This window comes from Phaeodactylibacter xiamenensis (genome assembly GCF_965229835.1).
GTDB lineage: Bacteria > Bacteroidota > Bacteroidia > Chitinophagales > Saprospiraceae > Phaeodactylibacter > Phaeodactylibacter xiamenensis.
The window spans coordinates 5,292,159-5,307,354 of record NZ_OZ245931.1 but is presented as its reverse complement, the minus strand read 5'-3'; the positions used below and the strand labels follow the sequence as shown (position 1 = coordinate 5,307,354).

Sequence of the window (15,196 nt, the reverse complement as noted above, 5' to 3'; positions counted from 1 at the left end):
ACCCTAATATAATTAAAAATATTTCAGTTTGTCACTTGTTTTTTTGGCAGTATTGCTTTGGTTTTACTAACTTTATCCTACAACTGCAAAGATACCTTATCTCATTTTTTCAATCACTATGTAACATTTTGGGTCTCGTGCCCGTTAGCCACTAAGTTTTTCCAAAGGAAACGGCGGTGCACTTCTGTACCTAAGAATCCTGGAAAAAACCTTAGATATATTTTTTTCTAAATTGAACTCGTTTTTATTAGAAAAAAAGTTATATCTTGTGACTAAATTCGAATACAGAGAATCCCAATCTCTAGATTCGAGAAAATAAAGGGGTGACGCCCTTTATTCCCAATATCCTAAATTTTGTTCTTCGTTTGACGCCTTTTAGGATGGGGTTTTTTCAATTAGTTTCCCAGCTTTTGAAAGCAACTCCAGCCTTACGTAACTGAAGGTATTTCCCATACCCCGGTTATTTACCAACTTCAAAACTTCATTAGGCGTGAAACAAGTAACATTTTTACTCATCATGGTCATGGCTATGGGCCAGCTACATGCGGGGAATATTTTCTTCGTAAAGCAAAATAGCCAAGGAAATGGTACGTCCTGGACGGACGCATTCGGCTCCCTTCAACAAGCATTGGAAGTTGCCAGGGCAGGTGATGCCATTTGGGTAGCTAAAGGCGAGTACTTCACAACTTCAGGTAACAACCGTAACCTGTATTTCAAAATTAAGGATGGTGTGAAGCTGTACGGAGGTTTCGCAGGTACAGAGTCTTCTCTTGCACAGCGCAATATTGGCGCAAACCGTACGATCCTCAGCGGTGAGATTGGCACCTCTTCACTTGAGGATAATGCCTACACCGTTGTCTTCACGGAGAATGTCAGCTCAAACACGGTTGTGGATGGCTTCATTATTACAGGTGGAACCGCAAATGTCGAGCAGGATGGTTCGAGCCGGGTTAAGGAATCTTGTGGTGCCGGCTGGTATAACCTGGCAAACGGTGCTCACTCTTCTCCGGTCATCCGTAACTGCAAATTCGTCGACAACAAAGCCCGCGAAGGCGCTGGCATGTACAATCTTGCTATCAATGGCGGAGAATGCAGCCCAACCATCGAAAAATCTCAATTCATTCAAAATACTGCAGCCCTTGATGGCGGTGCAATTTACAACGGCACACTGGGCGCAAAAAGTAAAGCAGCTCCAAAGCTGACCAATGTTCAATTTGAATACAACATCGCCACCTATGGAGGCGGAATGATGAATCATGCCCATGACGGGCAGGTAGCTCCGCTTGTAAAGCAATGCCGTTTTATCTCCAACAAGGCGCACTTTCAGGGTGCAGGTGTTTACAACGACTATAAAGGAGAGGGTTCCTCCAAAGCAGTCATGATTGCCTGCGTATTGCAGAAAAACCTTTCTTCCATTGGTGAGCCTGTTAGCAGCCGTACCGGCTCTTTCAAAGGTGGCTCCATCAGCAGCAACGGACTTCGTTAAACAAATAAGTACAACGCATTTTGGTCCTTTACTCTGCTAAATACGATACAAAGCAGATAAATGACTTCGAAGCCTAATGATAGAAACAGGGGGTTTGCGCTTTGCAAACCCCCTGTTTCATTTTATACCTGACCTTTCGTTCGGCGCCTCACTTTTGCACTTCCTCTATCCGTACTCTTCCTTTGACTTCAGGCAGGTTTCAATGTCACAAATCACTCCATCCATTCATTTTATAATCTTTTTAATATATGATATTGTCATTTGAATAAAATGGATGCGAACGGAACTGAGCGTTAAAAATGAAAAAGCAGGATTCCGATCGCAACCTAAACCAAGGCGGCGTCGTACATATAAAAAAACATTCGATATAAAATTTTTAAATAACTGTTGCCGTTACTGTAACAGTTATTCCAAAAACCGACACGATGAAGCCTGCTAAGCATGCTGTCACAACTGGCAGAAACATATCCTTCCTGATACCTTTCCTGAATCTTGCTTCCTTTTGGAAGAGTAAGCATCTTTTGTATGCCATATCGCCCCCTCCTGATAAGTAAAATGGGGCTGACCTGGCTTAACGGGCGTGTTGATAAAAATACAGAACACATACGTATCAAGGTGGCGCATGCTGCCGGTATGGCTCTGATTTGAAGTACGCCCGGCTGCTGCAAACCCGTGGAGGGATTGATAGCCTACAGGGTAGCCTGTCCCACTACCTTTAGCAGCCCCTACTTACAGCAAATTCAATATCGGAAAAAAGCATTCATCATAACCCAAAGCAAGTAACAAATCATGAGACGAAACACATTTACAATTATTGTCTTGGCAGTCTTCTGGAGCGTGCATTCGCTCTATGCCCAAACCTGTATAGAAGGAGACTGCGAGAATGGAGAAGGGACGTTGATTCTTGAAAATGGCATCAAGTACGTTGGCCAATTTCAAAACGGAGCCTATAATGGTGTTGGTATATGCTACTGGCCCAATGGTGGTGGCCGGTACGAAGGCGAATGGAAAGATAACCTGCCTCATGGCAAAGGCTCCCGCCTCTTGAGTACGGGCAAAAGACAGGTAGGCTGGTTTGAGAAGGGTATCTTTCAGGGGCATTCCAAACCCGGTGAAGGTATACAAGCCAAGGGCAGTGATTACCACATCGACCGGTATTCGGTGGGGTGCATTTCCGGCACCTGCGAAAACGGACGGGGCGTCTACGTTTACAGCAACAAAGCTATGTATACGGGGTGGTTCCGGAATGGCAACCGGGACGGGCAGGGCATTTGCCACTACCCCAATGGAAACACCTACGAAGGCGACTGGAAAAACGGTCATCCACATGGTTATGGCACTATGACTTATGCCAACGGACAAGAGTGTTATGGACAATGGGAGAATGGCCGATCTGTTGAAGGGTGCCAAAACACCATGAAAGCAGGCAATGAGGTACAGTCCGGTTGTGTTTCAGGCAATTGTGTTAATGGAAAAGGGCGTATCGTTTACCTTGACCGGTCCGAATACGAAGGGTGGTTCAATAAAGGCAAGCCTAACGGCCGGGGCGTCATGTACCGGGCCAATGGCAACCGTTATGTTGGAGAATTCAAAAACGGATTCTACCATGGGGAAGGCGTGCTTTACCGCCCCAATCAACCTGCACTGGAAGGCCAGTGGATGGATGGTGAATTCATTGGTCATCAGAACCCAGTTTCAAAAGGATGTATTTCGGGAGACTGCCGCAACGGCACAGGCACCTATATCTTTAAAAACGACAATAAATACACTGGCACTTTTAGAGATGGGTATCCTCATGGAAAAGGTACCATTATCTACGCCAATGGGGAGCGCTACGAAGGTGAACTTAAAATGGGCTACCTCAGCGGGCACGGTGTGCTGTTTACCAACACAGGCGAACAGAGGTCCGGTATCTGGCATAACGGCGAGCTGGTGCGGGAAAAGGTAGAGGCACAAACGCCCTCTCCTGAGGCATTACCATCGCCCCGCATACCTGCATCCGGGAATAAAAACCCGGAGCTCGAGGTATTCGCTGTTGTGATTGGCATTTCTACCTACACCCACATGCCTCCGCTCAATTATACGGATGACGATGCTTACCAAATGTATGCATTTTTGAAAAGTCCGGAAGGGGGAGCCTTAGACGATGACCACATCAGTATTCTTATTGATGAAGCAGCCACACTCAACCGCATAAAGTACACCATGGAAGAGGTCTACAGCCGGGCCGGGCCTGAAGACCTGATCATGCTTTATTATTCCGGCCATGGTTATGACGATGCTTTCCTGCCCATAGACTTCAATGGCTTCCGCAATAAATTATTCCACAAGGAAATTATTGGCATCCTGGAGCGCAGCCCGGCCAAGTACAAGCTTTGTATTGCCGACGCCTGTTACAGTGGTGGACTGATGGCAGCCAAAGGCGGAGCCCCCAGTCAGCTTACTCAGGATTTCTACGACCGGCTCGCAGAAGCGGCCCCCGGTACTGCGCTGATCATGTCTTCCAAGTCCAATGAGACCTCTCTGGAGGCCAAAGGCTTGCGGCAGGGTGTATTTAGCCACTATCTGATTCGCGGGCTAAAGGGAGAAGCTGATCAGAACGGAGACCGCTATGTGGATATTTCTGAGCTTTTCCGCTTCGTAAGCCAAAATGTGCAAAATTACACCGGCTCCAAACAATCACCGATGATAGAAGGAGACTACGACCGGGAGATGCCGGTTTCCATCCGCCGGACTAACGGAAATTAAGCTTAAATCAGACGATATAAATACTTTCTGCCGGGGGGGATATAAACCGCCCGGCAGATTTTTTATTTTGGGGCATGCCAGCAATTTCCACACTTTTTCAGCACTCCCCGTCTCCTATAGAACGCCTTACGTTGCCCGAATTCGAATCAGCGGGTTTATCCATATGGATAAAAAGAGATGACTTGCTCCGAATGGGCCCCGGCCTGGCGCTTTGTGGCAACAAATGGCGCAAGCTTAAGTATAACCTTGCTGCAGCCAGGTCTGCCGGGCATGCTCAGCTACTTACCTTCGGTGGGGCTTTCTCCAATCATATTGCAGCCGTTGCCGGAGCAGGGGCTTCCTTTGGCTTTAAGACTATCGGGGTCATCCGCGGGGAAGCCCCCGCTGGTTTAAACCCCACGCTCAGGTTTGCACGGGAGTGCGGTATGCATCTGCACTTTGTGGACAGATCTGCCTTCCGGCAAAAAGAGGAGGATGGGTTTATCCGTAAATTAGAAGAGCGGTTTGGAGCCTTTTACCATTTACCGGAGGGCGGCACCAATAGCAAGGCCCTCATCGGAGCCCGGGAGATCATCCGGGAAAGCCAGGAACAACAACCTGGCCTAAATGCGGATTACTGGTGCGTGAGTGCAGGCACAGGTGGCACCGCTGCAGGCCTAATCATGGAAGCCAGCCCTGAAAGCAAAGTGCTTGCCTTTTCAGCCCTGAAAGGTGACTTCCTGAAAGCAGATATCAATAGCCTCCTTTCCGCCTCCTGCACTGACGGCCCAAAACCATGGGAACTCATTACAGACTTTCACTTTGGTGGCTATGCCAGGTACCGTCCGGAACTGATTCAGTTCCTTAATCATTTTTACCAACAGCACGGCATTGCATTAGATCCCATCTATACCGGCAAACTCTTTTTCGGACTTATAGCAATGGCTAGCGCGGGCTTCTTCCCGGGCGGGAGCACCATAGTAGCCGTACATACCGGAGGGCTGCAGGGCATAGAGGGGTTCAATGAGCGGTATGGCTCCCCGCTTCACTACACTGCGTAAATCAAAAGGGTCATCAGGCTGATCTTACTTTGCCTGATGACCCTCAGTAGTCAGGATGTGCTCTGTAAAGAATCGGTTCTGACCTTAACGCACCCGTCCGTAACGCTCCCCATTGATATACTCAATGAGGTAGGCGCCGCTGTACCCTCTCGCTTTTACTTTACTCAACACTGCCCGGGCATCCGGCAGAGAGAAAAAGTCAGCAAGCATCACCCGGTTGAGGTTCCGTTCAATAATAAACTCCGTCTGAATGGTACCGAGGTCGGCAATATTGCCAAACCGTGCCGAATCAAAATTACCTACTGCGGCAATCTGCACCTTATAATAAGTCCCGTTGTGACGCGGAGCGGTAGTTTCGTACTCGTAATTGTCATTAGGGTTCTGGCTTCTCGTACGGTAAGGTGCGACGGGGGCCATGCTATTGGATGTCGCCGGCCCTGTAGGCGGATAAGACGACACAGGTTCATCCGGTTCAAGCGGTTGGGTGCGCCCGGGGTTAATATTGCCCGGATACGGGTCATTGCCGTTGTCCACAACTGGTGGCTCCGGGATATCCGATGCCTGTCCCTCTTTTTCCAGAAAAATAGGCTGGCCGTAGGAGTAAGTGTTTTCGTCATTGGCATTTACCCTGTAGGAACCCGGCTGATAACCATAAGCACTAATCTCTACCCGGAACTGGCGATTGGGCAGGATATCAAAAGAATAGCGCCCATCATTAAAGCTTTGGCTACGCAATTCTGATTCCCCACCCGGGCCAACTTCAAAAAGCCGTACGGTAATGGCCCCAATGGGGTCTCCGGTCGTCCGGTCGTATACATTCCCTTTCAGAACGACACGGCGCCCACCTTCTGAGAATTCAAAAATGTCTTCGTGTGAGGTTGTAATCTTGCTGCCCGCATCAACCCGGTTAGAAGTAAAAAAACCTCCATTGCGGGAAGGATTGAGGATATAGAAATAGTCGTCCGCACTAGAATTAAGGGGCATGCCCAAATTAGCAGGTTGCGACCAGCTCACCTCATCCCCTATAGATTGAAAGATGTCAAAACCTCCCATAGACACATGCCCGTTAGAGCCGAAATACAGCGCCTGATTTTCACGGTCATAAAAAGGCGTAATTTCGTCTCCCAGAGTGTTCACTACCGGGCCCAGGTTAACCGGGAAGCTAAAATCATTATTATCGATGCCAAGGTCACGGGAAGCGTACCAAAGATCCATACCGCCCAGGCCCCCTTCGCGGTTAGAGGCAAAATACAGGATTTCGCTCCCCCTCTGATGAGTAACAAATGGATGGGTAGCGGTCACTCCCTGCGTGTTGATGTAATCCGGCAGTCGTTCCGGCTGTGACCATTGGGAGCCTACTCTTTTGCTGACAAATATTTCACAGCGGTTTTTAACGTCGCTCCAGTTCTTATCATCATCGTTGCAAACTGTAAAATAGATTCGGTTCCCATCCGGAGACATAGCGCTGTTGCAAAAATGCCCCTGCTGAATCACCGGGAAATTGCGTGGAGCCTCGCCTTCTGTCCACTTATTATTTTCCCGTTCTGATACAAAAATGCGTGCACGCCCTCCCTGATTAGAAGAGAAGTAAAGCTCATTATCAGATATAGGGAAAGGCGCAAAATCTTCCTTTTCAGAATTGACACCGTCACCAGGCAGTGCAATATTGAGTTCACGGTTTGCATTAGCCGGCGCTTCCATACCAAACCGGCAGCCTGCAATTTCGACCCGGATTATCTCTTCCAGTATTTCTTTGCCATCCCCGGTATAACCTTCCAGAAACTCTTCAAAAGCAGTGATTGCACGATCGTACTGACCATCTTGCTTGAGGCAACGGGCGAACTTCAACCCAACCAATGGGAAGTCATCGTTTTTATCCTTCACCGGGCGATAAGCCTCCACCGCTTTGCGATAGTCCCGCATTGTAAAGTAGATCTCGCCTGCTTTATAGGTAAGTTCTTCTTTTTTGCGCTTTTTGCTGTAAGCTTCGCTGTATTTTTCAGCAGCAGTTTTCAGGTCTCCCTCTTCGAAAGCCTGCTCGGCATCTTTGCGCAGGCTCCTCCAGCTCTGCGCCTCTAAGGCTGGCGCCAGACCGGTCAGAAAAAGAAGAAGTAATAAGTAATTGCGGATCATGACTTCGGTATTATGAATTTAATGCTTTAATGTATTTCTCAATAACAGGTGCAAAATGCTCATGTTCCAGCTGATGCACCTTGCCTGCAATCTGCTCAGGGGTATCGGAGGGCTCCACAGAACATTTAGCCTGATAAAGGGCATCGCCCTCATCGTAGGCTTCATTTACCAAATGTATGGTAATCCCGGTTTCCGGTTCACCGGCATTCCTCACAGCCCTGTGCACATGCATACCATACATACCTTTGCCCCCGAATTTTGGTAATAAAGCCGGATGTATATTGACCATGCGCCCGCGGTAGGCATTGACCAGATAGGCAGGGACCAACCACAAGAAACCGGCTAATACAATGAAGGTAATACCGGCACCTGTCAGTTGTCCCAACAAGCCCTCCGATTGGTAAAACCCTGACCGGTTGATACGAAGGGTTTCTATGCCCAACTCCTCAGCCATTGCCAGAACAGGGGCATCTGGCTTATTAGCAACGACGAGCCCGACTTCAATATTAGGATGTGCCCGGAAATATTCAATAATTTTTTTTGCATTGCTGCCTGTACCGGAAGCAAAAATGGCGATTCTTTCCATGGTTTTTCGGTCGAGAATAATACGATGTATGGGTTTGTATTACCACATTGCCCAAATTACGCTTTTTTGTGATATCCTAACGATTTGGCAACAGTGCTTCAGAACATCAAACAACAGGGAGGAGCACGAATACCGACTTGTATTCCACTTTAGCCAATCAAATCCTGCATTCATTTTGCTCAGGTGCCTGGAACCTGCTCAAAGCAGACCACTATACGGCGTGAGCTTAGGGGTCACTGAAACTGAAGCTCCCCGAGCCGGTAGGAACGGCCGCGTTCTCCGTAAACGATCATTTTCCGGCTTCCGGTTTGTTTGCAAATTTTTGGGCGGGTGATTACTCCTGCATCCCGGTTATTGAAAAGCGGGTACATCTCAAGTTTGCCGCCTTTACGAATTTCAGCCAGCGTAATGATAGAGTTTCTGCCGTTGAAATTATACAGGAAGTTGTCGTTATCCGAGGTATAATTGCGGCTGTTATCGTTAAAAATGAAGTAAAGCCGGTCCCGCACAACCGCCATTGCATAAGAGGAGTAATAGCCGCCATCGTTCACGGTTTCCTGCCGTTTAGGGATGCGCACGGACCACTCCATGGAGCCGTCCGGCCTGATGTTCACGACAATAATATCGTTGTAGTTGTAAAACTCATCAAACTGAAGGGTGCCATCCCACATGCGGTAGGTACGCTGGTATACAAAGTACTGTTCAGCCACAATAACGGCACCACCGTCACTGCGCAGGATCAGGTCATTGAGGGCAAAGCGGTCGAGCTCTGCCTGCTGATTCGTATTTCCGGATTCCTCAGCACGCTCAGCCCGTCGCTGCTGACCTGCGCGCATAAAAGCAGTCCGAAAGTCAAGGTCAAACTCCTGGAGGCTGATATTAAAGGCTTCCTCCGTCTCCGGGTCTACCCGGAAAAAGCAAGTCCCTTTGATACTTGTGGTGCCCCTGTCGGAGAAGAAGCCCGCGCAGATCAGATCTCCCTCATTGCCAATACGGAAAGTCATGTCTGTAATAAACTTATCCTTTACGGCGATGCGGTACTCCTGCTTATTTTCTCCATTATTGGTGTAAGCCAGGATAACGTATTGGTAATTGGCCAGCCCACGCCGAACCGCCTGTGCTGAGCCATCCAGGAACTGAATACAAAGCAGGTAGACATTACCGTTCTCATCGATTCGGTAGTCCTCCACTGCAAATTGCTGTTCGCTGTAGGGCAGCCGGATATTCTTAGACCAAAGCTCCTGCATTTGATTGTCAAATACACGTATGGCAAAGCGCTCCGGCTCTTTGCGTTTGCTGTCCAGCTGACTGTAGAGCAGCACCTTGGAGCTATCCTGAGACAAAAGCAGATTGAATGCACCGGTACGAGCCCGGTTGGCAGCTGGAATTTCTGCGATTTTTTTCAGGCTGCGCTCGGGTTGCAGGCGGCTGTTAAGTTTTTGATAAAAGAGGTAGTTTATCTTTTGAGCTTCGTTATTGAAGCTGGTAAAAAAGTAGAACTCACCGCCAATCTTCACCAAATCCTCAAACTCGCGCCACTTCCGCTTGTACTTGAGGGGCAGCTCCACGGAACGCTTCAGCCGCTGCTGATTATCGTATTGTTCGATAAAGACCTCGCCACGTGCGATCGCACTGGGCCGGCGTTCCCGCAGAACATAGTAGGCCTCGGGAGCAACCTCTACAACTTTGGTGATCCCCGACCTTGAAGGCTCTGTAATATCCGGCCCCCAGGATATTTCACCCGGGACACGGTCCTGCTGTGCAAGCAAACCTGCATTAAAGGCCAGCAAAAAAATAAGCGAAAGAAGAGTCTTGAATGGCATAGTCCGGATTGAATTTGGGACGTCTATTTCAACGATCTGAACTTGGTAGTATTAGAGGCATCGAGGCGGGTCATGGTCTGCACCACTTTGTTCTTTTCCTGAGGCGTTCCTTTCTTGAAAATCTCCATTATTTCATCGGCTTTGGTATCCGAGAAGGTCTGTATGATCATAGAGTTTGGATAGGCCTGGTCTACATCGCGGAATTGTTCCATAGAAGCGGCAATAATAGCCCGGCAGGTCGCTACATCATTGGCAGCCACATCCAGCCCCTGCCGGTGGTACTCATACCAGGCCTGACGGAAAGGACGCACCCTTGGTGAAAGGAGGTTCTCAATCAGGAAAAACCGGCTGGGGTCCCCATCGATGGCACGCCAGCCCGGGCTTGCCGCCGCCGCTCCATCGGGCACCATATTGACGATCTCCTGAGCCGCCTGGAAGTAAGGTTCTCCGCCGTAGGCGGCGAAGCTGTCATAATCGAGCCCCAAAATAATATAAGCGTAGAAAGCCAGGCAGGAAGACAGGTTGTCGTTAAATCGGTTCTGGCTAAACTGGATAGGCTGAAAAGGCTCATAACTGAATACGACGCCTTTGTCGATGTAGTTCAGCAGTGGCGTATCGTAGTTGCTGTTGTAAACGGGCCGTGAAGCCTGAACGGCAATATCTGCCTTAAAGGCAACCTGAGAAAGTTCTTCCTGAATCGTAATCAGAATATTGGCTTTGATCCGCTCTTCGGGCTCGAAGACGTCATTCGTCCACTTTTGATTGTTCATAAACTCTGCAATGGAGTTGGCCAGCGTCTCAAAGATTTGCGGATCTGCCTGTTGCAGTTTCTGAGTATTGGTACGGACAATGACTTCCAGCTCTTGCGCCTGCATAGCGAACAGGCTGCACAGCAATATTCCGGATAGGATCAATTTTCTCATGTTACTTATGCTTTTCGGTTCAGCTCCATAATTCCTGAAGGGCATCGACGATATCAACAGCTACAGCTGCTTTGGTTTTTAACTCGAATTCGCGCTTCTTATTGCCCCGATCCAGTATAGTGATTTTATTCGTATCGTGATTGAAGCCCGCGCCCCTGTCCGTCAGGCTGTTCAGGACGATAAGGTCCAGGTTTTTGCGTTCCAGCTTGGACTGTGCGTTTTCCAGCCCGTTCTGGGTTTCCAGGGCGAAGCCTACCAGCTTTTGGTGAGGAGCTTTGCTTTGACCGATCGATGCAGCGATGTCTGGGTTCCTGACCAGGGACACCTGCATTTCGTCCCCTGATTTCTTTATTTTTTGTTCGGCAACTTCGGCTGGCCGGTAGTCTGCTACAGCGGCCGCCAGTACAGCAGCATCGCAGCGGTTAAATACCTGTGTAGCGGCTTCGTGCATTTCCCGGGCGGTACCTACCCGGATGACCTCAACACCGGGCTGGCCGGGCGACAAAGCAGAGGGCCCCAAAATCAGATGAACGGCCGCACCGCGCGCGCATAGTTCGTCGGCGACAGCAATTCCCATTTTCCCGCTTGAGCGGTTGCCAATAAAGCGGACCGGATCGATAGGTTCATACGTTGGTCCAGCTGTGACAAGTATGCGTTTGCCGCTCAGGCTTTGCGCTCTGCTGAAGTGCCGGTCCAGAACGGCTAAAATGGTTTCCGGCTCTGCCATACGCCCCTCTCCTACCAGTCCGCTTGCCAGCTCGCCGGTTCCTACAGGAATCAGCTGATTGCCAAAGCGCTGCAACCGGCTGACGTTCTCCTGCGTTGCCGGGTGTTTCCACATATCCAGGTCCATAGCCGGAGCAAAGAATACGGGGCAGCGTGCAGAAAGATAAGTAGCGGCGATGATATTATCACAGATGCCCTGCGACAGCTTAGCCAGTGTGGTGGCAGTCAGGGGGGCGAGCACCATAGCATCAGCCCAGAGTCCCATCTCAACGTGGTTATTCCAGCTATCACCGGATGCCACATCGGTATGCACTTTGTTCCGCGAAAGAGTGGCCAGGGTAAGGGGGGTAATAAAATCGGCAGCCGCAGCAGTCATGAGCACCTGTACTTCAGCACCTGCCTTGATCAGCAGCCGCACCAGCGAAGCAGCCTTATAGGCGGCTATGCTACCAGTAATGCCCAGTATTATTTTTTTGCCGTGGAGTGCGGACATGCTCAGGACGGTTAATTGACCATGGATACTATAAGAATAACGAAGAGCAGGGGAAAGGGCGCGCCTATCCTCTGCTCTCCGGAAAATCAGTGTGCACAGACAACGCTAGAGGTCGTCTTCCTGCTTTTTGTTGTAACGGCTGTAAAGCTCGCCATTGATGTACTCTTCAGAAGCGATAACCACAGGGTTAGGCAGGCGCTCATAGAACTTGGAGATTTCAATCTGCTCTTTGTTCTCGCTGACCTCCTCGATGGCATCAGAAGACACTGCAAATTCTTCAAGCTTTTGGTGCAGCTCGTGCTTGAGTTCTATTGCCAGCTGACGAGACCGCTTCGTGATGATCGCGAGTGCTTCATACACATTGCCCGTATTGGCAGCCAGGCCGTGCACATCACGCGCCTTAACATTAGGATCTAGCCCCTGTACTTTGGTCTTGATATCTGACATTCTCTAATTCTTTTAATTGATCGGTTGACTGTTCATACATCTTCTGAACCTCGTCAGCATAGCGGCTGTCGCCATACCTTTCCAGAAACTCAGAAGCACGCTCTACCGCATCAGTAAAGCGTTCTTTTTGTTTTTCGACAAAGCTGTTCTTTGCCAGCAGGTAAGACGACCGAATGATCATGTAACCGATTTCAACACGGTTTTTAGTATCCGGAAAGTCTTTTAGTACATTTTCGAACGACTGAATGGCCGCCTGATAATCCTCCAGGTCATAATAGAGCTCCGCCGCATTATAAGCTTTGAGCTCCAGTTTGGCCCGCATGGCATCAATCAGTTTATTGCATTGTTCTACCCGGTCGCTATTGGGGTAGGTATTGACAAATAACTGAAAGCCTTCGATCGCTTCAATCGTATACTGCTGGTCCAGACGGAACGTGGGAGACAGCTGATAGTTGGCATAAGCCGACATAAAATCTGCTTCTTCTCTGAGTTCGCTGGTACCGTAAGTGGTCGAGAAGTTCTTAAAGTAGTAGGCAGCAAGGATGAACTGCTCCAAATGGTAGTAGGTATAGGCATACTTGAAGTAGATATCCTCCGCCTCTCGTTTACCCCGGTAGCTGCTGATGATGATCTCAAACAGAGCCTGCGCCTTTTGGTACTCCTCTGCCTCGTAATACGCCATCGCTTTGGTGTATATACGGTCCACATCACCGCTCGTACGTATTTTTTCAAACTCGCTTTTACAGGAAGCCAGGCTTATACTGATGATCGCGAGTAACAGTAGTCGTTTCATAAGTTTGCAAAATTACAGCATTTTAGACAATAGTTCAAACTTTGTGCTGCTCAAGGAGGATAAAAAGCGTGTTAAGGTTGGCTGAGCAGCCCGGGAGAATGAATTTTGACCTATTTTAGCCTGTATGAAACGGATTGAAGAGTTCCGAATGTACTACAACCATACCATTCATCCGGAATTGCTGCGGATGGAACGGCGGCGGCTTCGCCTGATCCGGTTATTTGTGCTGTCCGGTCTCATTCTTGCGGGCATCTTCCTGCTCGAATTCTACCTTGATATCTGGGTGCTTACCCTTGCGCTTGCCATTCCCATCGGGCTTTTCCTGTTTTACCTGGCCTACAGGATTCAGCGGTTCCGGAACACCTTCAAGCCAAATGTCATCAATCTGGTCCTTGATTTTATTGATGATGGTGTCAATTATGATGTCAACTACCCGTTGGAATATGATCCCAAAGGTTTTATTGACCGCCAGCGCTTTCTGGCCAGCCAAATCTTTGCCACCCCTGCTGAGAGCTATCACGGGGAGGATTTCATCACCGGAAAGGTAGGCAACCTGGAGTTTGAAATGTGTGAGTTGTTTGTCTCAGAAACCTCTCCGGTAAAGAACGGGCTACAGCAGTTGTTCAAGGGCGTGTTCATGCACGCTACTTTTCCGGAGGAAGCAAAAGGCAGGATCATCATCTGGCCAAAAAGGTACCGCCACCGGCACTTCCGGGCCATTCGGGACTTCACCTGGATGGGCGGCGTTGATGTAAGTGAAGAAATCCTGAACCCTGAATTCCAGGAAGCATACCTTGTTTATGCAACCAACAGGACGCACGTTATCGGCATCCTTTCCGAACCCATGCAGCAAGCCATCGTGGATTTCAGAAAAGCAACAGGCAAGGAAATTTATATGTCGTTCATCAACCGGGAAATCTATGCTGCCGTGACGGAAGACAAAGATTTGCTGGAGCCCCATATTCTGCGGTCCAATCTTAGCTTTGAGCTGATCCGGGAGTTTTTTAGCGATATCCACATGCTGCTCGAAATTGCCGAAGACTTTGACCGGACCCATTAGTAGAGCACCGTTTTACCCCTCTTTCAGAACCAGCAGGGGTACAGGCGTATTGAACACCTTCCTGGTCGTGGCACTTACGTGGAAAACTTCCTCCAGAAAGCCCCGCTGCCGCCGTACCATCACCAGCAGTTGCGCACCGCAGTCTATTACAAAGTTATTGATGCTCTCATTGACGTTTTCTTCTTCGAGCTCGTAGTGGAAGGAATGGTCAATACCGCTAAGCGCCTCATCCACGCTGGGGTCAATGCCATCCTCTTCGAAGGCAGCCGATTGGTGAAAAACACAGACCGGTGCATCAAATGCTTTGGAAATCACCGACAGCGGCTTTACCATTTCGCGATCTTCCAGCCCTTCTTCATCGATGGCCAGCACAATCTTTTCCACCGGAGTATACCTATAGCCGGCAGGGACCGCAAGTACCGGTATGTCAGCCTGCTTCAGCACGGCATTTGTGGTGCTGCCAAAAAATATCTCCTGCAAACCTGAGGCGCCCTGTGTGCCCATCAGTATGAGATCGTACCGGTTGCGGCGGGCAAAGTCGGTGATCAGGTCTACAGTAGGCCCCCGAAGGATCTGGCTGTCAATCGTGACGCCGTTTTGCAACCTGGGCTCTACAGCTTTTATAGCCTCAAGGGACTGGTCTACGGCATCCTTTTTCATGAAGTCGCTGACCGAGACGAACATGCCTGCGTTGCTATGCACTTCGTAGGTGTGCAGCAAAGTCAGCTCCACATTGCCTATGGCATTGGCCAGCCCAACTCCGTACTGAAGGGCGCCCATGGCATTGGAAGAGAAATCAGTTGGAATGAGGATTTTTCTCATAAGTATTGGCGTTTTGGAAGGATTCAACATCAATTTAACAGGGTCTCATCAAATCAGGACATGACATCAATCACGTCAGAGGGGTGACATTTGTCATCCTTTACCACCGGGCTTAC

At 49.2% G+C, this 15,196-nt stretch carries 12 protein-coding genes; 4 read left to right on the top strand and 8 right to left on the bottom strand.

The features are described from left to right. The first annotated feature begins 490 nt into the window (after positions 1-490). The 3 genes from ACO08I_RS20215 (at position 491) to ACO08I_RS20205 (ending at position 5,274) form a co-directional block, all read left to right on the top strand. The gene (locus tag ACO08I_RS20215) at positions 491-1,486 is read left to right on the top strand and encodes a DUF1565 domain-containing protein (protein ID WP_044216744.1); all 996 of its coding nucleotides are present in this window, start codon (positions 491-493) and stop codon (positions 1,484-1,486) included. Positions 1,487-2,275: 789 nt separating this feature from the next. Further along, positions 2,276-4,234 carry a caspase family protein gene (locus ACO08I_RS20210; protein ID WP_081968601.1) on the top strand — a complete coding sequence of 653 codons (1,959 nt, stop codon included), beginning with the start codon at positions 2,276-2,278 and terminating at the stop codon, positions 4,232-4,234. Between the two features lie 74 nt (positions 4,235-4,308). Continuing rightward, positions 4,309-5,274 (top strand): 1-aminocyclopropane-1-carboxylate deaminase/D-cysteine desulfhydrase, encoded by a 966-nt coding sequence (locus tag ACO08I_RS20205; protein WP_421946907.1) that lies wholly within the window; start codon positions 4,309-4,311, stop codon positions 5,272-5,274. Positions 5,275-5,358: 84 nt separating this feature from the next. Here the strand turns inward: ACO08I_RS20205 and ACO08I_RS20200 are convergent, their stop codons facing one another. The 7 genes from ACO08I_RS20200 to ACO08I_RS20170 form a co-directional block, all read right to left on the bottom strand. After that, a complete protein-coding gene (locus tag ACO08I_RS20200) occupies positions 5,359-7,407 on the bottom strand; it encodes a carboxypeptidase regulatory-like domain-containing protein (protein WP_282783651.1) in 2,049 nt (682 codons plus the stop codon). A 10-nt stretch (positions 7,408-7,417) separates the two neighbouring features. Then, on the bottom strand, positions 7,418-7,993 hold the full coding sequence (locus tag ACO08I_RS20195; protein WP_282783653.1) for a phosphoribosylglycinamide formyltransferase: 576 nt from the start codon (positions 7,991-7,993) through the stop codon (positions 7,418-7,420). A gap of 233 nt (positions 7,994-8,226) precedes the next feature. Beyond that, positions 8,227-9,816 (bottom strand): hypothetical protein, encoded by a 1,590-nt coding sequence (locus tag ACO08I_RS20190; protein WP_421946906.1) that lies wholly within the window; start codon positions 9,814-9,816, stop codon positions 8,227-8,229. Between the two features lie 23 nt (positions 9,817-9,839). Then, on the bottom strand, positions 9,840-10,739 hold the full coding sequence (locus ACO08I_RS20185) for a DUF4835 family protein (RefSeq protein WP_282783657.1): 900 nt from the start codon (positions 10,737-10,739) through the stop codon (positions 9,840-9,842). A 19-nt stretch (positions 10,740-10,758) separates the two neighbouring features. Then, positions 10,759-11,958 (bottom strand): bifunctional phosphopantothenoylcysteine decarboxylase/phosphopantothenate--cysteine ligase CoaBC, encoded by a 1,200-nt coding sequence (gene coaBC, locus ACO08I_RS20180; RefSeq protein WP_421946905.1) that lies wholly within the window; start codon positions 11,956-11,958, stop codon positions 10,759-10,761. Positions 11,959-12,063: 105 nt separating this feature from the next. Next, positions 12,064-12,405: a DNA-directed RNA polymerase subunit omega gene (locus ACO08I_RS20175; RefSeq protein ID WP_044216754.1), complete on the bottom strand. Its 342-nt coding sequence runs from the start codon at positions 12,403-12,405 to the stop codon at positions 12,064-12,066. Further along, positions 12,365-13,198 carry an outer membrane protein assembly factor BamD gene (locus ACO08I_RS20170; protein ID WP_282783662.1) on the bottom strand — a complete coding sequence of 278 codons (834 nt, stop codon included), beginning with the start codon at positions 13,196-13,198 and terminating at the stop codon, positions 12,365-12,367. The genes ACO08I_RS20175 and ACO08I_RS20170 overlap by 41 nt, the downstream gene beginning before the upstream one ends. Before the next feature lie 124 nt (positions 13,199-13,322). Here ACO08I_RS20170 and ACO08I_RS20165 point away from each other — a divergent pair, with 124 nt between their 5' ends. Continuing rightward, positions 13,323-14,258, top strand: a complete 936-nt coding sequence (locus ACO08I_RS20165; protein ID WP_081968603.1) for a DUF3137 domain-containing protein — start codon at positions 13,323-13,325, stop codon at positions 14,256-14,258. A gap of 12 nt (positions 14,259-14,270) precedes the next feature. Here the strand turns inward: ACO08I_RS20165 and ACO08I_RS20160 are convergent, their stop codons facing one another. Next, positions 14,271-15,080 (bottom strand): universal stress protein, encoded by an 810-nt coding sequence (locus ACO08I_RS20160; RefSeq protein ID WP_282783665.1) that lies wholly within the window; start codon positions 15,078-15,080, stop codon positions 14,271-14,273. Between the last annotated feature and the right edge of the window lie 116 nt (positions 15,081-15,196).